Annotated in this window: 16 protein-coding genes; 6 read left to right on the forward strand and 10 right to left on the reverse strand. The window is 65.1% G+C overall.

Annotated elements, in window-relative coordinates:
* Window positions 1–356 precede the first annotated feature (356 nt).
* The 3 genes from argA to ACJJV2_RS15145 form a co-directional block, all read right to left on the reverse strand.
* On the reverse strand, window positions 357–1,667 hold the full coding sequence (gene argA / locus ACJJV2_RS15135) for an amino-acid N-acetyltransferase (protein WP_043333715.1): 1,311 nt from the start codon (window positions 1,665–1,667) through the stop codon (window positions 357–359).
* A 182-nt stretch (window positions 1,668–1,849) separates the two neighbouring features.
* Window positions 1,850–3,133: an inorganic phosphate transporter gene (locus ACJJV2_RS15140; protein ID WP_043333714.1), complete on the reverse strand. Its 1,284-nt coding sequence runs from the start codon at window positions 3,131–3,133 to the stop codon at window positions 1,850–1,852.
* Window positions 3,134–3,173: 40 nt separating this feature from the next.
* Window positions 3,174–3,854, reverse strand: a complete 681-nt coding sequence (locus tag ACJJV2_RS15145) for a TIGR00153 family protein (RefSeq protein WP_043333713.1) — start codon at window positions 3,852–3,854, stop codon at window positions 3,174–3,176.
* Between the two features lie 475 nt (window positions 3,855–4,329).
* On the opposite strand from ACJJV2_RS15145, the gene ACJJV2_RS15150 reads away from it, so the two are divergent.
* Together ACJJV2_RS15150 and ACJJV2_RS15155 are read left to right on the forward strand one after the other, a co-directional pair.
* Entirely contained in the window at window positions 4,330–5,340 is a 1,011-nt protein-coding gene (locus tag ACJJV2_RS15150) for a CYTH domain-containing protein (protein ID WP_405282031.1), read from the forward strand.
* A gap of 151 nt (window positions 5,341–5,491) precedes the next feature.
* Window positions 5,492–6,553, forward strand: coding sequence for an ion transporter (locus ACJJV2_RS15155; RefSeq protein WP_405282033.1), 1,062 nt, complete (start codon window positions 5,492–5,494; stop codon window positions 6,551–6,553).
* 144 nt (window positions 6,554–6,697) lie between these two features.
* Here the strand turns inward: ACJJV2_RS15155 and ACJJV2_RS15160 are convergent, their stop codons facing one another.
* Window positions 6,698–7,321: an L-threonylcarbamoyladenylate synthase gene (locus ACJJV2_RS15160; protein WP_107335589.1), complete on the reverse strand. Its 624-nt coding sequence runs from the start codon at window positions 7,319–7,321 to the stop codon at window positions 6,698–6,700.
* Window positions 7,322–7,386: 65 nt separating this feature from the next.
* Window positions 7,387–8,247, reverse strand: a complete 861-nt coding sequence (locus ACJJV2_RS15165) for a PHP domain-containing protein (RefSeq protein ID WP_405282246.1) — start codon at window positions 8,245–8,247, stop codon at window positions 7,387–7,389.
* A 368-nt stretch (window positions 8,248–8,615) separates the two neighbouring features.
* Here ACJJV2_RS15165 and ACJJV2_RS15170 point away from each other — a divergent pair, with 368 nt between their 5' ends.
* From ACJJV2_RS15170 to mnmC, 3 genes are all read left to right on the forward strand, one after another.
* A complete protein-coding gene (locus ACJJV2_RS15170) occupies window positions 8,616–9,197 on the forward strand; it encodes a septation protein A (RefSeq protein WP_405282035.1) in 582 nt (193 codons plus the stop codon).
* Complete coding sequence (locus ACJJV2_RS15175; RefSeq protein ID WP_043333710.1) at window positions 9,197–9,496, forward strand: YciI family protein; 300 nt, start codon at window positions 9,197–9,199, stop codon at window positions 9,494–9,496. Before ACJJV2_RS15170 ends, ACJJV2_RS15175 begins: the two co-directional genes overlap by 1 nt.
* 141 nt (window positions 9,497–9,637) lie before the next feature.
* Entirely contained in the window at window positions 9,638–11,965 is a 2,328-nt protein-coding gene (mnmC, locus tag ACJJV2_RS15180) for a bifunctional tRNA (5-methylaminomethyl-2-thiouridine)(34)-methyltransferase MnmD/FAD-dependent 5-carboxymethylaminomethyl-2-thiouridine(34) oxidoreductase MnmC (RefSeq protein WP_405282037.1), read from the forward strand.
* A gap of 14 nt (window positions 11,966–11,979) precedes the next feature.
* On the opposite strand, the gene ACJJV2_RS15185 is transcribed toward mnmC, so the two are convergent.
* Window positions 11,980–12,717 carry a response regulator gene (locus ACJJV2_RS15185; protein ID WP_175089931.1) on the reverse strand — a complete coding sequence of 246 codons (738 nt, stop codon included), beginning with the start codon at window positions 12,715–12,717 and terminating at the stop codon, window positions 11,980–11,982.
* Window positions 12,718–12,782: 65 nt separating this feature from the next.
* Window positions 12,783–14,600 (reverse strand): ATP-binding protein, encoded by a 1,818-nt coding sequence (locus ACJJV2_RS15190; RefSeq protein WP_405282248.1) that lies wholly within the window; start codon window positions 14,598–14,600, stop codon window positions 12,783–12,785.
* A 192-nt stretch (window positions 14,601–14,792) separates the two neighbouring features.
* On the opposite strand from ACJJV2_RS15190, the gene ACJJV2_RS15195 reads away from it, so the two are divergent.
* Window positions 14,793–16,103 (forward strand): 2-hydroxycarboxylate transporter family protein, encoded by a 1,311-nt coding sequence (locus ACJJV2_RS15195; RefSeq protein ID WP_043333707.1) that lies wholly within the window; start codon window positions 14,793–14,795, stop codon window positions 16,101–16,103.
* Between the two features lie 169 nt (window positions 16,104–16,272).
* Here the strand turns inward: ACJJV2_RS15195 and ACJJV2_RS15200 are convergent, their stop codons facing one another.
* The 3 genes from ACJJV2_RS15200 to ACJJV2_RS15210 all read right to left on the reverse strand — a co-directional run bounded on the left by ACJJV2_RS15200 (window position 16,273) and on the right by ACJJV2_RS15210 (window position 20,271).
* On the reverse strand, window positions 16,273–16,551 hold the full coding sequence (locus ACJJV2_RS15200; RefSeq protein WP_043333752.1) for a YheU family protein: 279 nt from the start codon (window positions 16,549–16,551) through the stop codon (window positions 16,273–16,275).
* A gap of 92 nt (window positions 16,552–16,643) precedes the next feature.
* Window positions 16,644–18,746: an NAD-dependent DNA ligase LigA gene (gene ligA / locus ACJJV2_RS15205; protein WP_317292917.1), complete on the reverse strand. Its 2,103-nt coding sequence runs from the start codon at window positions 18,744–18,746 to the stop codon at window positions 16,644–16,646.
* A 412-nt stretch (window positions 18,747–19,158) separates the two neighbouring features.
* Window positions 19,159–20,271: a cell division protein ZipA C-terminal FtsZ-binding domain-containing protein gene (locus ACJJV2_RS15210; protein ID WP_405282040.1), complete on the reverse strand. Its 1,113-nt coding sequence runs from the start codon at window positions 20,269–20,271 to the stop codon at window positions 19,159–19,161.
* Window positions 20,272–20,496: the final 225 nt, after the last annotated feature.

Consider the following 20,496-nt stretch of genomic DNA (forward strand, 5'->3'; position numbering starts at 1 on the left):
ATATCTCTTGCTCACGGTACCTATTGCCAAAGGCGTGCCATAAACGCGAAAACATATTACAAAACAATGACTTGAAATGGCGATCACGGTGACAGGCATGCCAATGTTGCCCAGGGCGGCACACAGAGTCGTGTTTTACTGGCCGATTCGTCGCGATTTGCCAACACATATACGGGACATGTTATTTTTCCCTTCTGAATCAATATCTTGAAACGTCTCCTTTGCAAGACAATCTCGCAAGGGGTGAGGGAAAACTGCGACACCTACGCAAGAACACCCGCTGATCTGCCCTCATCGAGAGGGTCATCAGCGGGTGTTCTCTGGGCGATTCACACTGGCAGGCAAGTGAGGTGTGACTAGAGCGACTTGAGCAATACCTTGGAGTTACGCGCCGAGTTGTAGGCCTCGCGACGCATGGGCGGCAGGTCTTGCAGGCCGGCCGACACGAAACCGTGCTCGATGAACCAGTGGACGGTATGGGTCGTCAGCGCATACAGACGCTCGACGCCGGCGCGACGCGCGCGCAGCTCGATCTCGGCCAGCAGCTGCTCGCCGCGCTGTCCGCGGCGATAGTCATCATGCACAGCCACGCAGGCCAGCTCGCCCATGGCGGCGTCACGGCTGAGATGCAGCGCCGCACACCCGATGACCATGCCATCGCGCTCCAGCACTACATAGTCGTCGATCTCATGTTCGAGACGCTCCCGCGAGCGGGCCACCAGGATGCCACGCTGCTCCAGCGGCCCCAGCAGCGCCAGCAGGCCACCGACATCCTCGAGGCGTGCCTTGCGCAGCTGCTCATAGCCCTGACGCGTGATCATGGTGCCGATGCCGTCACGGGTGAATAGCTCGCCCAGCAGGGCGTCACGGTCGCGCCAGCTCAACAGGTGAGTGCGCCCGACGCCGCGCCGTGCGGCGCCACAGGCAGCGGCCAGGTGGCGCGACAGCTCACTGTCGTCATCGCGGGGCGGCGCCATCAGCGCGGCTTCCTCCGGATTGAGCTGACGCAGCAGCTCGCCGTCTTCGCCGAACAGGCCCTCCCCTTCGCCAAGCAGGATCAGCTTGTCGGCGGCCAGCGCCACGGCGGCGTGTTCGGCGACCTCAGCGGCGTCCAGATCGAACACCTCGCCGGTGCTGGAATAGCCCAGTGGCGGCAGCACGACGATGGCCTGCTGCGAGAGCAGCCCCTGGATCGCCTCACTGCGCACGCGGCGCACCTCGCCACCATGCAGGAAATCGACACCATGACGCACGCCCAGCGGCTTGGCCATCACCAGATTGCCGGAGACGGCGGAGAGCTCCACGCCATGCAGCGGCGTATTGGGCAGCCCCTGGGACAGACTCGCCTCAAGGCGCAGACGCAACGTGGCGACCTGCTGCTCCAGATGGCCGAGAATCTCGCGCGTCACCACCCAGCGGCCCTGATGGCGGTCCGCCTCGATACCGGCAGCTTGCAACGCCTCGGCCACCTGCGGGCGCACCCCGAACACCACCACCAGCTTCACGCCGAGGGTATGCAGCAACGCCAGATCCTGTATCAACTGCGTTCGTCGTGACGAGGACAGAGCATCGCCCTCGATCAGAATGACGAAGGTACGGCCGCGATGGGCATTGATATAGGGAGAGGAGTTGCGAAACCAGTCCGCGAAGGGGAAACGCGTGTTCAAGAGCCAGCTCCGGGCAGGAGAGAGGGGAAATGGCATGTCAGGCATGCCCATGAATCATCATATCAGCGCCGCAGCCTGCGCGGCGAGCGGTGCCCCCTGACATCCATGTGTCAGACACGAGAAAGGCGACCCGAAGGTCGCCTTTCTCGTATTTCCAATTCAGCTCTGGATCATGCGTCGGCTTAGCCGAACATGCCCTTGAACATGAAGAAGAACAGGATCGACAGGATCGCGCCGGCCGGCAGAGTGATCAGCCAGGACATCACGATGGTGCCGATGACACGCAGGTTGAGCGCTGCCATGCCGCGTGCCAGGCCCACCCCCAGCACCGCACCGACGAGGGTGTGGGTGGTGGAGATCGGCAGGCCGGTGCCGGAGGCCAGCACGACGGTCGAGGCGGCGGCCAGCGTGGCCGCGAAGCCGCGTGACGGCGTCAGCTCGGTAATGCCGGTGCCGACAGTGGCAATGACGCGACGACCATAGGTGACCAGGCCGACGACGATACCGCCGCCACCCAGCACGAGGACCCACCACGGCATGCTCGCCTTGGCGCCGATCTGACCGGCAGAGTCGACGACGCTGATGATGGCCGCCAGCGGACCGACCGCATTGGCCACGTCGTTGGAGCCGTGGGCGAAGGCCATCGCACAGGCGGTGAACATCATCAGCAGGCCGAATACCTTCTCGACGCCGCTGAAGTCGAAGTCGTCACCGGTGGCGCGATTCTTCTCCTTGAGGCGTGAACGCGCGACCTTGCGCTCCATCAGCACGCCGATACCCATCACGATGGCGCCGATGACGACGGCCAGCAGCAGGCTGGATTCGAAGCTCAGGTGCAGGCCGACATGCTTGAGGCCCTTGACCATGGTCACCATCGAGATGATGAAGCCGACCAGGAACATGTACATCGGCACGTAGCGCTTGGCGGCCGCGAACGGGTCTTCGTTGTCGAAGATCAGCGTCTGCACGGACTTGAACAGCACGAAGGCGATGGAGCCCGCCAGCAGCGGCGAGACCAGCCAGGAGGCCGCGATCTGACCGACCTTGGTCCATTCGACGGCATCCACGCCCAGACCCGCAGCGGAGAAGCCGACGATGGCGCCGACGATGGAGTGGGTGGTCGAGACCGGCCAGCCCTTCATGGAAGCGATCAGCAGCCAGATACCGGCGGCCAGCAGCGAGGCCAGCATGCCGTAGACCAGGAACTGCGGATTCTCGATCAGCAGTGACGGGTCGATGATGCCCTTGCGGATGGTGTCAGTCACCTCACCACCGGCAAGCCAGGCACCGAGGAATTCGAAGATCACGGCGATGATGATCGCCTGCTTGATGGTGATCGCCTTGGAACCTACCGAGGTTCCCATGGCATTGGCGACGTCATTCGCACCCACACCCCATGCCATGAAGAAACCGAACAGACAGGCAAGAATGACGAGCACATCGCCGTATTGAGCAATGATGGACATAGAAGACTCTTGGACAGATGGCAGGACGTCCTGATGGCGCTCAGCGCGCCATCAGGATCTGCAGTCGGGTACCGACCTTTTCCGCTTGGTCAGCCACATCGCCGACCCAATCGATGATCTTGTAGAGGAAGATCACATCGACGGGCGGGAGACTGGCTTCCAGCGAGAACAGGGTCTGGCGGATGGCGATCTGCTGTTCGTCAGACTGCTTCTCGAGCTCATGCAGCTCGTTGATCAGCTTGTCGACCAGCTCGCTCATGTTGCGCCCGAAACCGGACTCGACGAGGTCTTCCAGTTCACCCAACGCACGACGCGCCTGGCAGACCGATTCGACCGCAGTCTTGAGATACTCACGCATGGCGGGCACCAGTGCGGTGGGTATCTGCATATGACGACCCAGCATGATCCCGGCGATGTCCTTGGTGACATTCGCGATGGAATCCTGGACATGGATCAGCTCGAGAAGGTCGGAGCGCGAGACCGGCAGGAACAGCGAGTTGGGCAGGTTGAGACGCAGCTGCGTCTTCAACTCGTCCGCTTCACGCTCCAGACCACTGATGGTCTTGCGAATGCTGGCTGCCTGCTCCCAATCACCCTGCTCGCAGGCGTCGAAGAAGGTCAGCAAGTGCTGGGCGCACTCGTCGGTCTTGATGATGTGGGTGTGCAGCGCCTTGAAAGGCGAGCGCCCGAACATCGAAGAGAAAGGGTTGGTCGTTACCATAGTGGCCGTCGGCGTTAAGGATTGACGCGCGGAGTGTAGCAAAGCCTTTGTGACGATCACATAACTTTCATCGTAACGTCATGATACCGCCTTGCTGTTGTCATTTACGCAACAACAGCGGCAGTTCGGGGGAACACGAAGGATTCCAGAAGAGAGATTGTCATGTAGCGGCAGGACCCGTGGTCGCTGGCTTTATCCACTGTTCGTAATATAACCAAGGACGTGACGACAGGCAATTGCTGTCACTTCAATGTCATCATGCTGTCATATAAGTGTGATTCGGCCGACAGGCCGATATCCCGCATGCCCTTCCGCCCTCCCCGAGCTTGCCTTGCCGCGGGCCAGGCGCGAGCATGAGACACACGAGCCTTCACCACCATGCACCACGCTTGCCGGAGGCTCTGCGGTCCTGGCGCCGCTGTCATCCTCATCCGTCAGCATCTGTCTTCTTTCATCCGTACAGGGAGTGCCCATCATGGCGCAGGAAATCGAACTCAAACTGGCACTGTCTCAACCCGTCATTGATCGCGATGCCATTCTGGAGACACTGGCGAGCATTGCAGAACTGGCAATGGTCGCCCCCAGGCGGCGCTGGCTGGCCAACACCTACTTCGACACCCCCGAGCATGCGCTGGAGCGCGCGCGCATGGCGCTGCGTCTGCGCCAGAGCGGTGAGGATGCCGACAGCACGGGTGCCCTGCGCCAGACGCTCAAGACCAGCGGCGAGAGCCATGGCGGGCTGCATTCACGCGGCGAATGGGAGTGGGAGCTGCCCGAGGGCCAGACCGGTCTCGACCTCGACGGCCTGCGTAACCTGCCGCCCTTGCAGGCGCTGGAAGACGGCGCCCGCGAGCAGCTGCTGAGTGCACTCGCGCCCAGCTTCAGCACCGATTTCGAGCGTCATGCCTGGCAGATCGACGTCAAGGCGACACGCAGCGACGAGAATGTGAGCGACGAGCAGGTCACCGTCGGCGTCGAGATGGCGCTGGACCTGGGCGCGGTGAAGGCCAGTGGTCGCGAAGTGGCCATCCAGGAAATCGAGCTCGAGCTGACCGGCGGCGAAGGACTCGCCCCCGAGGTGAGAGAAGGCGTGCTCTGGCAGCTGGCGGATTCACTGGCCAGCCGCCTGCCACTGCGCCCGGCAGATGCCAGCAAGGCCAAGCGCGGTGCGGCGCTGCGGGATGGCGAATGGCATGAGAAGACGCTGGATACCGCAGACCCCGGCGCGCTGCTGTCCGCCGCCATCGATGCGCTCGATGCCCACGCCGACCGTCAGGCGAAAGACGACCTCAAGTGGCACGCGCATGCGCTGGCCGCCCTGTCGGCCCTCGCATCACGGCTGGCCGCCAGCCAGCATCCCGGCCATATCCACGCGGTGGCGCTGGTCGAGGCGCTGGAAAGCAGCGACGGCGACGCCTCACAGGACTGGGCGACTCGCGACTTCGGCCAGCACAGCCTGTCACTGCTCGCGACGCTGCGCGGCTGAATCTCAGCACGACACTGACTGCCCAGCCGCCAGGCGCTAGACCACTGGCTGATGGACAACGGCCGGGCAGTCACTGAAGGTCACACACTGAGACATCCCCGATACGCCCTGACATTCATCCGGCGTCGTCACGCCCGTCAAGGAAGCCTGCATGCCTGAACGCCAGGGCCCTGCCAATGAATATGGCAGCACGCCGCAAAGCCCCCCAGCGACACCCTCGCACCCCAGCGACTACGAGCCCGCGACGGGCCGCCTGCGCGCGCGGCTGTTCCACTGGATCTTCGAATCCGATACCAAGGCGGCCAAGGCCTTCGATATCGGCCTGATCCTGATGATCTTCGCCAGTGTCGCCGTGGTGATGCTCGACAGCGTACCCTCGCTCAATGCGCAATACGGCGAGCTGTTCCGCATCATGGAGTGGGGCTTCACGATCATCTTCACGCTGGAATACGCCGTCCGCCTCTACTGCCTGAAGCATCCCGGCACCTGGGCCAAGGGCTTCTACGGCGTGCTCGACCTGCTGTCGATCGCGCCCACCTGGCTGTCGCTGCTGATTCCGGGCGCCCAGGCCCTGCTGGTGGTACGCGTGCTGCGTGTGCTGCGCCTGTTCCGCGTGCTGCGCCTGATGGCCTTCGTCGGCGAGGGCCGCATGCTGGTCGAGGCCATGACGCGCAGCCGGCGCAAGATCCTGCTGTTCTTCATCACCGTGCTCAGCATCGTCACGGTGTTCGGCGCCCTGATCTATCTGATCGAGCCGCCCGAGGCCGGCTTCACCTCCATCCCCAAGGCGCTCTACTGGGGCGTGGTGACGCTGACGACGGTGGGCTACGGCGACATCGCGCCCATCACGCCACTGGGGCAGTTCATCTCGGCGCTGATGATGATTCTCGGCTACTCGATTCTCGCCGTGCCCACCGGGGTGTTCTCGGCCGAGGTCCTCAACGGCCTGCGCATGCAGCAGACCAGCGACGAAGCCTGCCCGGGCTGTGGTCGTGAAGGCCATGATCGCAACGCCAAGTACTGCAAGTTCTGCGGCACCTGGCTGGACGAGGACACCCGCGACCCGCGCGAGCCGGAACCGGAACCGGAGCCGGAATCTGAGCCTGAACCTGAGACAGAGTCCGAGTCCGAATCTGAAGCTGATGCAGAGACGCCATCGGGGGATGAGACCGCCTCCCCAGGCGACGATCCCCCTGACCGCGACCGCAGTTGACGAAGCCGAGAATCACTCAGCACACGACCACTCCTCGGAAATGACAACGCCTCGGAAATGACAACGCCCCCGCGACCGCAAGGTCCGGGGGCGTCTTCGTATGGCAAGGCGATGTCAGCGCCGTGAAGCGCTACGCTGTCGCGATCACTCGACGAAGCTCGAGATATCGCCACGTCCTTCGCGCACGATCACCGGCGGCAGCTCGCGCAGGTCCACCACACTGGTGGTCTCGAAGCTGCAGGCGCCGCCGTCGATGACCAGATCCAGCGCATGTCCGAAGCGCTCGCGAATCTCTTCGGCGTCCGTCATCGGCAGCTCCTCGCCCGGCGGAATCAGCGTCACGCTCATCAGCGGTTCGCGATGGGTTTCCAGCAGGGCGTGGGTGATGGCGTGGTCTGGCACGCGCACGCCGATGGAGCGGCGCTTGGGGTGCAGCAGCAGGCGCGGCACTTCGGAAGTCGCCTGCAGGATGAAGGTATAGGCGCCGGGCGTGTGACTCTTGAGCAGGCGGAAGATGGCGTTGTCGACCTTGGCGTAGGTGCCGATTTCCGACAGGTCAGAACACACCAGGGTGAAGTTGTGCTTGTCGTCCAGCTGACGCAGGCGCTTGATGCGCTCGATGGCCTTCTTCTCGCCCAGATGACAGCCCAGCGCGTAGCCGGAGTCGGTCGGATAGGCAATCACGCCACCCTGCTGGATGATGGCGACGGCCTGATCGATGAGGCGTTTCTGGGGATTTTCGGGATGAATCTGGAAGAACTGTCCCATGCGGTGCTCCTTGCGTCTGGGCGCCAGCCCGGCAGGCGGACTGGCGTCACGGTGATCTCTTGATATCACATGGAGGCAGCGTCGGCCGCAAAAAAGGGCGCGATGCGCGGATGACACCACACGGGCGGCACCTTGGTGCGGGGCGGCGGACTCATGCTGCCGGGCGCCAGCGGGCCGCCGGGGAAGTGGAAGTCACTGCCGACGGAGGCGTAGAGACCCAGCTCATCGAGCTGACGCGCCAGGTCACGCGCGCGATCGATATTCTGGAAGCCGCTGACCAGCTCCGCGCCTTCGCCACCGGCGGCAATGAAGTCACGCAGCAGCTCGCCACGCTTGGTGCGGGTCAGCTTGTAGCGCATCGGGTGCGCCATCACGGCGATGCCGCCATCGGCACGCACCCAGCCCACCGCCTCTTCCATCTCCGGCCAGTGCGCCTTGACGTCGCCTTTCTGGCCCGCGCCCAGATGCCGCTTGAAGGCGTCCTGCAGGTTGCGTGCAATCCCGGCCTCGACCAGCGCGCGGGCAAAATCCGGGCGTGACAGCGGGCGGTCGCCTGAGCCACTCAGCGTGGCCTGTTCCCGAGCGCGCTCGAAGGCATTCTCGAGCCCGAGCTTTTCCATGCGCGTGGCGATCTCGTGGCTGCGGCGTTCACGCGCCTCGTGCTGCTGCTTGAGACCGGCTCTCAGCGCATCGCCGGCGCCCTCGGGCATCAACGCCACGATGTGGATGGTCTGGTTGCGCCAGCGGACCGACAGCTCACAGCCGGGCAGCAACGAGATTCCCTCGGCGCGGGCGGCCTGCTGGGCCTCGAAGATGCCTTCCATGCTGTCGTGATCGGTCAGTGACATGCGTGACAGACCGCGCCGCGCGGCCAGCGCCACCAGCTCTGTCGGTGCCATGCCGCCATCGGAGGCGGTGGAATGCATGTGCAGGTCGATGTCCGGCACCTCGATATCGGAATCGAAGCGCTCCGGCAGCGGGCGAAACTCGATCGGCTTGCGGGATGCGGAAATCGGCGAAGAGTCGGACAGAACGTCGGACACGGGGAACCTCTCGGGATGAACGTCTGTGCCACGCGATGCCTGAGATGCAGGCGATCCAGCAGGCCAGACGTCGGGCAGTATTGGCTGCGATGCGCGCCCGGACACACAGGGGCTTTGTCAGCAGGCAGCAATGGCGGCAGAATGAGCACATGCAGGCAGGGGTGCGCCGCTGGTGTCAGACAGGATACCACTCGCACAGGCCCTTGCCTTCCCGACGGCTGCGTCGTCGTGTTCAGGAGTGCGCATTACCCATGAAGATGTTGCTCGACTTTCTGCCGATCGTGATCTTCTTCGCCGTCTACAAGATGACTGGCGACATGATCATGGCTACCGCCGTGTTGATTCCCGCGACCCTCGCGCAGGTGCTGTACATCTACTGGCGCCACAAGCGCGTCGAGAAGATGCAGCTGGTCACCCTGGCGCTGGTCGTCATTCTGGGTGGCGCGACCGTGCTATTCGGCAACAGCTCCTTCATCCAGTGGAAGCCCACCGTGGTCAACTGGCTGTTCGCCGTCGCCTTCCTGCTGTCGCCGCTGTTCGGCGGCAAGCCGCTGGTGGAGCGCATGATGGAAAAGGCGATTCAGCTGCCACGCCCCATCTGGCACCGCCTCAATCTGGCCTGGGTGGTATTCTTCCTCGCCATGGGCGGCCTCAACATCTACGTCTTCAGTCACTATTCGGAAGACATCTGGGTCGATTTCAAGCTGTTCGGCATGCTCGGTCTGACACTGCTGTTCGTCATCGTTCAGGGCGTCTACCTGTCCCGTCACATGGTGCAGGCCCCTCAGGAAGAGAACGCTTCCTCGACCAATTCTCAAAAGGATGATTCGTGATGCTCTACTCCATTGTCTGTCAGGACGTCGAAGGTAGCCTCGAAGCGCGCATGGCGGCGCGCCCGCCGCATCTGGCACGTCTGGAGGCGCTGCACGCCGCTGGGCGTCTGGTCATCGCCGGCCCCAACCCGGCCATCGACAGCGAAGCACCGGGCGAAGCCGGCTTCAGCGGCAGCGTCATCATCGCCGAGTTCGATTCCCTCGAAGACGCCCAGAAGTGGGCCGATGCCGATCCCTTCGTCATCGCCGGTGTCTATGAAAGCGCCGAAGTGAAGCCCTTCAAGCAGACCCTGCCCTAGCCCGGTGTCCGACCGGTCATCTGACCGGCGGTTTCTCACAGACGACGGACAGCCTGGCTGTCCGTCGTCTGCGTTGCAGGCCTTGCTCTGCCGCTGTCTCGCTGTGCTGCTCTCCCGCTCGACCTCCTGCCAGGAATGCCCGTGAACGATCACCCTTCCTCTCCCCGCCAGCCCGCTCCCGGCCAGTCAGCTCCTGATCAGGCCGCCTCGCCAGCCCGGAAGACTTCGCCGCAGGAAGCCCCGGCCACCGCGGCCCGCAAGCCTGCCACGACGCCACCGAGCGCGATCGAGCCGGTCACGGCGCCCGGCGTGGTGCCGAACGTGCCACTGGCGCCACTGGCGGCACTGGAAGAGGCACAGCTCGAGTGGGACGACACCGCGCCACAGGCCACCGATTACGGCGATGTGTACTTCTCGATCCACGATGGCCGCGCCGAGACCGTGCACGTCTTCCTCGACAGCAACCGGCTAAGCGAGCGTTTCCGTGACTGGCGGGAAGCGCGCCCCTTCGTGATCGGCGAGACCGGCTTCGGCACCGGCCTCAACATCCTGTGCGCCGCCCAGCGCTTTCTGGCGACGGCGCCCGCCGAGGCGCGCCTGCATGTCGTCTCGGTGGAAAAGCACCCGATGCGTGCCGCGGACCTCGAGCGGGCGCTGTCCGCCTGGCCGGACCTCGCCTCACTGGCGAAGCCGCTGGTCGCTCAATGGCCCGCTGCCGTCCTCGGCGTGCACCGCCTGTGGCTGGATGAGCGCATCACCCTGGACCTGCACTTCGGCGATGCGGTGGAGCGCCTGTCGCGCCTGGAAGGTGGCGTGGATGCCTGGTTTCTCGATGGCTTCTCGCCGTCGAAAAACCCGCAGATGTGGTCACCCGAGCTGTTCGCGGCCATGGCGGGTGTCTCGCGCCCCACGGCGACCTTCGCCACCTTCACCGCCGCGGGCTTCGTGCGGCGTGGCCTGCGCGCGGCAGGCTTCGTGTGGCGCAAGGTGCCCGGCCACGGCATGAAGCGCGAGATGATCTGCGGCGAGCTGGACGAGCCGACCGCCGCCGCGCGCGCCGAGCTGATGGGGCTTGATGCCTCACCCGCATCCACCCACGCCCCTATGCAGGAGCACGCGGTGCGTGGCGCCCTTCATCCGCTGCGTCGTGAGCAGCCCTGGACCCAGCCCCCGCAGCCCGCGCCGATCGCTCGCGAGACGCATGTCGCGGTACTCGGCGCCGGTATCGCCGGCACCAGCTGCGCCGAGGCGCTGGCGCGGCGCGGTGTGAAGGTCACGCTGATCGATGCCGAAGCCCCCGGCGCGCGGGCCTCCGGGAATCGCCAGGGTGCGCTCTACGTCAAGCTGGCCGCCGAGACCAACCCCGCCAGTCGCTTCCAGCTGGCCGCGCTGCAGTACAGCCGGCGCTGGCTGGCAAGCCTCGACCCCGAGCAGAGCCTGTGGTCCGCCAGCGGCGTGCTGCAGCTGGCCACCAGCGAGCGTGAGCGCAAGCGCCAGCAGCGCTTCCTCGACAATCACCCGCTGCCCGAGGCGCTGCTCACGCCGGTCAGCGCCAGTGAGGCCAGTCGAATCGCCGGCAGCGAGATCGCCTTCGACGGCCTCTTCTATCCGATCGCGGGCTGGGTGCGCCCCAGCGCGCTCTGTCAGCACCTCGCCGCCACCCCGGGCATCCGCTTCCTGCAGGCACGCATCGAGGCCATTCAGTCGCTGGAGGCCGAGGAAAGTGGGGCTACTGGCAACGGCGCGCCACGCTGGCAGCTGCAGACCAGCGACGGCAGCTGTCTGGAAGTCGATCAACTGATTGTCGCGCTGGGGGAGCAGACTCACCTGCCCGAGCCGCTCGCGCACCTGCCGCTGCAGCCGATTCGCGGCCAGGTCAGCGAGATCACGGTAGCGCCGGAACACGCCGCGCACCTGCCCGCGCTCGACAGCGTGGTGTGCGCCGGTGGCTATGTCTCGCCCTATCAGCGCCACGCCGATGGCAGCGTGACCCTCAGCTTCGGCGCGACCTTCGCCCCGCGCGATGAGGATGATGCGGTCCGCGAGGCGGACCACGCCGCCAATGTCGCGGAGCTGCGCAGTGCCCTGCCCGCCTTCGTCGCCGCCTGGGAGCAGGCGCGTGGTGTCAGGCTGGAAGACGATGACTGGCAGGGACGTGTCGCCTGGCGCGCCGCCAGCCCGGACAAGAGCCCGTTGGCCGGCCCGGCACCGGACGCCACGCAATGGCGTGAGGACTACGCCGCCATGGCCTTCGATGCGAAAAAGCGCGTGCCGCAGTCGAGCGGCACCCACCTGCCCGGCCTGTGGCTCTCCACCGCACACGGCTCACGCGGCTTCACCACCGCCCCGTTGTGCGCCGAATTGATCGCCTCGCAACTGTGTGGCGAGCCGCTGCCGCTGGAACGCGAACTGGCCGAGCACCTGCACCCGGGACGCCGCCTGATCCGCGATATCGTCCAGCGGCGTTGAGAGGTCGATATCACTCAGGCCTGACGGCACTGTCTGGACAGGGCCTGACGGTCGATGACCTGATAGGTGAAGGATGGCCGGCCGATCTGACCGTAGTGGAAGGCCTCGCTGAGCATGCCGCAGGCCGCGAGATGGCGCAGGTACTTGCGGATGGTCACTCGCGACATGCCGGTGGCAGGCAGCAACGCCTCACTGGTGAAGCTGCCTTCCTCACGCGGCAACGCCTGGATGGCACTGGCCACCAAGGCTAGAGACGCCGCCGTCACGCCCTTGGGCAGGCGCCCCTCGGGAACCGCGCCCGCAGCGCCGCTGACCAGCCCTTGCACGCCGAAGAGCTGGTCCAGTTGTTGCTGGCTGACTTCACCCTCTAGGCTCTCCAGCTGCTGGCGCCCGCGACGCGCCAGTGCCAACGCCTGCTGAAAACGGGCGAAGCTGAAGGGTTTGACCAGGTAATCGCACACCCCGAGCGCATGTGCACTGCGCACCGTGTCCGCCTCACTGGCGGCGGTGATCAGGATCACCTGGATATCGGGGGCGGCGTGGCGCCTCAGCCATCGCAACACTTCCAGCCCGCTGCGACTGCGCAGATAGACATCCAGCAGCACCAGGTCCACCGCTTCCTGCGCCAGCACGTCGAGTGCCGTCGCGACATCCTCGCACTGGGCCACCAGGCGCATGCCGTCGATGCGACTGAGGTATTCGACATTGAGACGCATGACCATGGGGTCGTCTTCGACTATCAGCACACGCATGCGCTCTGGCTCCTTCGTTGTGCAAATTCCGGCCGCAACGCCATCCCATGGCGCTCGAGATCCGCTCAAGGCGCCACACCAGTCAGCAGTCGGCAAGGCAGGGTCAGCTCGACCAGGGTACCGCCGCCCGAGGGCGCATAGAGGTGCCATTCTCCCTCGCGCGCGGTCACGATCTCCTGCACCAGCGACAGGCCCAGCCCGCGGCCTTCTCCATGACTGCTCACCCCCGCCATGCGTGCCGTCTGCCTCAGCTCCGTCGGCATGCCGGGGCCGTTGTCCGCCACGCTGATCGACAACTGCGCCTCTGCCGACGGGTCCAGTGATTCCAGCATCAACCCCAGGGTCACAGACGGGGCGTGAGCGTCAGCGCCCACCTCCTCCAGCGCTTCGAAGGCATTGTCGAGCAGATTGCCGATCACGCTGACCAGATCATGACTCAAGCTACGCTCCAGCACCGGAAACTCGGCCTGAGCGCCCTCGTCCTGTGGCATTCCCCACTCAGCGCAGCGGCCATGATGGCACTCGATCTCCAGCTCGACCGCCAGCGTGATGCCACGCTCGCGAGCCTCGCTGTGCTTGCCGATCAAGAGGCCTGCCAACAGAGGGTCCGCGATGCGCTCGGCGGCCGCGGCATCCGCCGGCAACTCCCGCTCCACCAGCAATGCAAGATAATCGCGCAGACCGGCGAGGTCCTGCATCTGTGTCAGGCCCGACAGCACATGCAGCCGGTTGCGGAACTCATGGCGCGCGGCGCGCAGTGACTCCGCCTGGCGGCGGACGCCGGTCAGCTCCTCGGCGAGGCGCTGCATGCGGTCGTGCTCGCGCAGTACCAGCACGCCGCCCATCAGCAGCTCGCCATCATGCACCCGCTGGCAACGCACCAGCAATCGCCGCCCGCCGTGGGTCACCTGGCGCAGTCGGGTCTCTTCCTGCTCGCTCGCCGGCTGGTGCGCAACAAGGCACTCACGCATGCCGGTGTCGGGCAACCAGTCATCAAGGCGCTCGCCCAGCGTCGGCAAGGCCCCCAGCAACTCGCGCGCCGCGGCATTCACCAGCGTGATCCGCCCCTCGGGGTCGACCACGATGATGCCTTCTTCCAGGCTGGCCAGCACCGCCTGGTGCTCTTCCACCAGACGCGCGATGGCTGCCGGCTCCAGCCCCTTGAGCTGCCTGCGCAGATAGTGCGCCAATCCCAGTGCGCCCAGCGTGCCGAACAGCATCAGTACGCCCAGCCCGAGCAGCAGCTGACGCTTCTCATCGGCCAGACGCCGCCCCAGGGAATCCAGCGTGATACCGATGGCCACCGCACCGACGACGGCGCGCTCACCGCCCCTGGACGCATTCGCCATGACCGGAACGAAGCTGCGCAGGCTTTCGCCGAGCGTGCCGCGGGATTCAGAGAGGTAGGAGGCGCCGGCAAGCGCACGCTGTTCGTCGCCACCCTGGAAGGGCTGCCCGATGCGTGCGGGGTCCGGGTGACTGAGCCGCAGGCCATCCGGGCGCATCACCACGATGAAGTCGACGGCATTCTCCTGACGCAGTCGCTCGATGCGTGCCGCCAGGCGGCTGTCCGCGACAGGAGGTGCAGCCTGCGGCGAGCTGGCCTCGCTCAGGGCGGAACGCACCTCGGGCAGACGCGCGATGCGCTGGGCAAGAGCGGCAATGCGCTGGCCCTGGATCTCGCGCTGGGTCCGCTCCAGCTGGGCACTGAAGAGCCAGGCCGCGACCAGCAGGCTGACGATCACCATGCCGGCGGCGAGCAATGAGGTCAGCGCGCTCAGCCCGGGTTGAGAATGTCGCAACACGCCGGACAAGCCATGTGCCCCCTTGGTGGCATGGCCATTCGGCCCGGCGCATGGGCGAGTGGCAGCCGGCGCTTTCATAAGTTTCAAAAGGCTTTCTTTAATTCGCAAAACTTGGCCCTCGGGAGCCACACCGTAAGCTCCCTGTGACGCGCATCCAGTGCGCGAACATGATGTCCCTTCCCCGTCCCAAACGATCCCGCGATGCCACGCCAACGCGTCCGGGCATGACAACAGGTCCTGCAACGACAGAGTGCAGGACAAGGAGCATGCATGACACATTCCTCGCAGACCGCCACGGCCACGCCTGCCGCAGAGTCCCCCTGGCAGAAGACGCGCATCTTCGGCATGTCGCTGCCGATCTTCGCCCTGTCCTTCCTGGTTCTTGTCGCCGCCATCGCCACCGACACCCTGCCTGCGGGCATGATCGGCGCGCTGCTGGTCATGATGATTCTCGGGGAGCTGCTGGGCTTTCTGGGCGACCGCCTGCCGATCATCAACAGCTATCTGGGTGGCGGCGCCATTCTCGCCATCTTCGGTGCCGCAGCGCTGGTCTACAGCGGCTGGCTGCCGCAGGAGGTCACGGCGAATGTCAGTGAGTTCATGAAGGCCGGTGGCTTTCTGAACTTCTACATCGCGGCGCTGATCACCGGCAGCATTCTCGGCATGGACTCCCGCGTGCTGGTCAAGGTCGGGGCCCGCTTCGCGCTGCCGCTGCTGTGCTCGGTGCTGTTCGCGGCGCTCTTCGCGATGCTGGTCGGCTGGGTCATGGGCTTCTCGCCCAAGGATGCCGTCATGGTCATCGCCCTGCCCATCATGGGCGGCGGCATGGGCGCCGGCGCCGTGCCGATGAGCCAGATCTACGAGCAGCTGCTGGGGCAACCGGCCAGCTACTATATCTCGATCCTGGTGCCGGCACTGGCCCTGGGCAATGTCTTCGCCATCATCATTGCCGGGCTGCTCAACGGGCTTGGCAAGCGCTTCCCGTCACTGACCGGTGGCGGCCAGATGATGCCGGGCGTCAATGTCCGCGAAGAGAAGAGCACGCCTGACCTGTCCCAGCTGGGCATCGGCATGGTGATTGCCTTGAGCTTCTTCGTCGCCAGCCAGATTCTCGGCAAGGTCATTCCGCTGCACCCCTACGCGCTGATGATCATCGCGGTCGCCGTGCTCAAGTGCGCCAACCTGGTACCGGAGAACATCAATCAGGCCGCCGCCCAATGGTTCCGATTCGTGGCAGGCAACTGGACCTTCGCGCTGCTGTTCGGCATCGGCGTGGCCTATACCGATCTGGGCCAGGTAATCGATGCCATCACCATCACCTACGTGGTGATCGTGTTCGGTGTCGTCGCCGGTGCCGCCTTCGGTGCGGGTCTGGTGGGCAAGCTGGTCGGCTTCTACCCCATCGAGTCGGCCATCACCGCTGGACTGTGCATGGCCAACATGGGCGGCACGGGTGACGTCGCCGTGCTTTCGGCGGCCAATCGCATGCAGCTGATGCCCTTCGCGCAGATTTCCTCGCGCTTGGGCGGGGCCTTGATCCTGCTGATCTCGAGCCTGGTCGTGCCAATGTGGTTTGCATGATCCGGCGCATCGCCAGACGCCACTAGGCGCACTAATTAGCGCAACAACTGGTGCTTCATGAACGACAATGCCCCTGGCTCAGGCCAGGGGCGTTGTCGTTTCCAGCCCCGGGACCAGGGGCAGGGTAAGGATCAGGGCATGCTCAACACAGCATGACCGCTGGCCGGGCTCAGTCGCCCTCTTCCTCGTCGTCCGCCAGCTGGCGACCGAAGGACTGCCATTGCTCCAGCGTCATCACCTCGGTGGATTCGGTGCCGATGTCATGGACGATCAACAGCTTGCCGCGTGACAGCTGGCCTTCCAGCTCCGCGACCCAGCCGGCCATGCCTTCGCCGACATCGGTGGTGTCATAGCCTTGGCGGGTGACGAAGGCTTCCAGCAGGGCGCGCCGTGTATCGGCGGGCAGCATGGTCTGCGGCACCTCGATGAAGCGGTCCCGCGGGTCCATCTGATCAAGTGGCATCTGGCTCATGGGTAGCTCCTGTCCTTCATCAGGGTGGCGTGGCGCCGCCTGCGGTGCATCGTTCAGCGTATCCGTACTCATGCATCCTCTCCCGCGCTGTCTTGCGCGCTGTCCTGCACATTGGCTTGCGGATTGTCCTGCTGTGCATCAGCACCGGATTCCCATTCGGCCAGGCGCTTCACGAAGGTCTCTTCGTCCAGCACCGTGAGGCCCAGCTGCATGGCTTTCTCGAGCTTGCTGCCCGCTGCCTCGCCGGCGACCACCCCGGCGGTCTTCTTCGAGACACTGCCCGCCACCTTGGCGCCCAGCGCCTGCAGACGTGCCTTGCCTTCATCACGCGTCATGCTGTCGAGGCTGCCGGTCAACACCCAGGTCTGGCCTGCCAGCGGCTGGGGGCGCTCACCGATCTCGACCTCTTCCCAGCTCAGGCCACAGGCGAGCAACGCATCCAGCGTCTCGTTGTTGGTCGGCTGCTGGAAGAAGGTATGGATATGCGCGGCGACGATGGGGCCGACATCTTCCACTGCCTCCAGCGCGGCCTGATCCGCTGCGCGCAGCGCTTCCAGGGTGCCGAAGTGCGTGGCCAGGTTCGCGGCGGTGGCTTCACCGACTTCCCGAATGCCGAGGGCGTAGATGAAACGTGCCAGGGTGGTGTTGCGGCTCTTGTCCAGCGAGGCGACCAGATTGGCGGCGGACTTCTCGCCCATGCGCGGCAGCTCGGCCAGGGTGGCAGCCTCCAGGTGGAACAGGTCCGCCGGCGTCTTGACCAGCTCACGCTCGATCAGCTGCTCGATCAGCTTCTCGCCGAGGCCATCGACATCCAGCGCCTTGCGGCTGGAGAAGTGCTTGAGGGCTTCCTTGCGCTGCGCGGCGCAGATCAGTCCGCCCGCACAGCGTGCCACCACCTCGCCTTCGAGGCGCTCGATCTCGGAGCCGCACACCGGGCAGCCGTCCGGCAGCACGATGGCTTCACGGCTGGCACCTTCACTGGCGACCCGCACCACCTGCGGGATGACGTCGCCAGCGCGGCGGATGATGACGCTGTCACCGATCTGCACGCCGAGACGCTCCACCTCGTCCATGTTGTGCAGTGTGGCGTTGGAGACCACCACACCGGCGACCTGCACCGGTGCCAGCCGGGCGACCGGTGTCAGCGCGCCAGTGCGCCCGACCTGAAAATCGACGCCTTCCAGGGTGGTTTCCTGCTCCTGTGCCGGGTACTTGTAGGCGATGGCCCAGCGCGGTGCGCGCGCCACGAAGCCCAGTTCACGCTGCAGACGCAGTGCATCGAGCTTGATGACCGCGCCATCGATGTCGTGATCGAGGCCATCCCGCTGCTCACCGAGGCGGCGGGTGTAGTCGATGATGCCCTGGGCACCGCGCACCACCTCAAGCTGCGGGCTGGTGCGGAAGCCATAGTCGTTGAGCAGCGCCATCAGACCGGAATGATTCTGGCCGGCCTCGCTGGCGAGCAGCGCATCATCCACCCGCGCGACCTGATAGGCGCAGAATTCCAGCGGACGCGAGGCGGCGATGTTGGAATCCAGCTGGCGCAGGCTGCCGGCGGCGGCATTGCGCGGGTTGGCGAACACCTTGCCATCCTCGTCGCGGCCGCGCGCGTTCAGCGCCTCGAAGCCAGCGTGGCTCATGTAGACCTCGCCGCGCACTTCAAGCAGCTCCGGCAGATCATCACCCCGCAGCTTGAGCGGGATCGAGCGGATGGTGCGCAGGTTGGTGGTGATGCCTTCGCCGGTGCGGCCATCGCCGCGCGTCACGCCTTGCACCAGCACGCCATTCTCGTAGATGAGCGACACGGCCAGGCCATCGAGCTTGGGCTCGCAGCAGAAGCTCAGCTCGTCACCCGCGTCCTGAGCGTCTCCCAGCTCCAGCGTTTTCGCCGCACGTTGCACGAAGGCGCGCAGCTCATCGTCATCGAAGGCGTTGTTGAGCGACAGCATCGGCACCGCATGCTGCACTTCCTCGAAGCCGCTGGCCGGCGCGGCTCCGACACGCTGGGTGGGCGATTCCGAGCTGATCAGCTGGGGATATTCGGCTTCCAGCGCCTCGAGGCGACGCAGGCGCGTGTCGTAGTCGGCATCGGTCAGCGTCGGATCATCCAGCACGTAATAGCGGTGGCTGGCCTCAAGCAGCTCGCGATGCAGCTGCGCGACCTCCTCCATCACCTTGGCAGGCACGCCTTCCACCACGGCCGGTTCAGCGGAGCGGGAAGCACTCGAGGCGTTGGAATCATCGGCAGGCGCCGAAAACAGATCATCCTGGGCTGACATGACACTCACTCGAAACAGTGGCTCGCCAGCACTGCCAGAAGGCAGCGCTGAGCGACCTGAAAACGGGTGGCGACCCCTCCGACCTGACGCACTTGCAAGAGCTTGCACAGGCTTGCAGGCGGAGGGGTCGCCTTGATGCTGCCATTGTACTCAATGTGATCGACGGGCCACACATTCAAGCACTTCGGGCGACGGTCAGAGGCTGCAAGAGGTCGGCAGGACATGAAAACGCCAACGGCGACCCGAAGGTCGCCGTTGGCGTTCTGGCATGACTGATCGACTCAGAGAATGGCTGGGGAGTCGATCAGTTGGCCTGGTAGCGATGCAGACGATTGCGACGCTCGAACTCATGCACCTGCTGGCGCTTGAACTCGATGGTCTGGGCCGTCATCACGCTGTGGTTCTCGTCTTTCAGCTCACCGCCCAGACGACGCACCAGCAGCATGGCGATCTCGACCATGGTCTCGAAGGCGGCGGAGGTGTCATCCGCGCCCGGCAGCGGCATCAGGAAGGTGACGCCATCCAGCTGGCTGTCCACCATCTCGGCCGGCTTGAAGATGCCCGGCTTGACCACGTTGGCCATCGCGAACTGCAGCGGGCTGTCATCGTCATCTTCCTCGTGGCGCAGGAACAGACCCATCTCGGAATGACGCAGACCACAGGCCAGCGAGATGCCCAGCACGTCTTCACCACTGAAGCCTTCATCGCCACGCGCCATCACCGAGATGATGATGACTTCACTGGCATCGGCCAGGGTGTCACGTGCGAGCTGGTCATCGACCTGATTGCGTTCGGCACGCAGCACCAGCGGATGACGATCATCCTCGGGCGCTGTGGCATCGGCAGCAGGCGCGGCGGCCGCTTCCAGTGAAGGTTCCTGGCGCTGGGAAGCACTGCTGGCGACATCGGCCGGCTTGCCAGCGGACGACGCCTCAGTCCTGGCATCCTGACCTTCCTCGATCTCGGCCATCGGCTCGAGATCATCGGCCTGGGTGGAGGAGACGCTGATGCTGTCGTCCTCGGCGGTGATCACCGGCTTCTCATGGAAGTCGTCTTCGCGCGCCGTCTCGGTCTGCTCGCTGGAGGCGCTGCCGAGCACGGGCTCACGATGCGCATCGTCGTGCTCATGCTCATCATCACGCCGTGCGCCCAGACTGGCCGTCACGTCGCGCATTGACTGGCTGGCACGTGCACCGAAGGCAGCCGCACGCTCGCCGAAGCCCTTGCGCTCCGGCGCTTCACGACGCTCCATGGGCTGCGCCGGACGACTCGGTTGAGTCACCCGCGAGGCCTTGATGCCGTGCGCATTGTCGAGCACGACATCTTCCTCGGCCTCGGCATGCGTCTCGGAATCGCCAACCACCCGGTAGCCGCCGTTCGGCAGCTCCCAGTTGTCACGCTCTTCCTCTTCTTCCACCGCGGGATTGCCCGCATCGTCGGTGGAATCCTCTGTACCCGCTCGATCCAGTCGGGGTACTCGACGTTGACGTTGGAGCCTGCGCACACCGTCAACGACGATGATTGCGACCAGCACCAACCCCAACAAGATGAGCCACTCTCTCAATTCCATGGGTCATTAGCCTGTTTGCTTGGGCACCATGCACGTGAACAGCATAGCGCGATTGCAGAAAAAGGGGACATT

The sequence above is a fragment of the Cobetia sp. Ld8 genome (assembly GCF_045066615.1).
Classification (GTDB): domain Bacteria; phylum Pseudomonadota; class Gammaproteobacteria; order Pseudomonadales; family Halomonadaceae; genus Cobetia; species Cobetia amphilecti.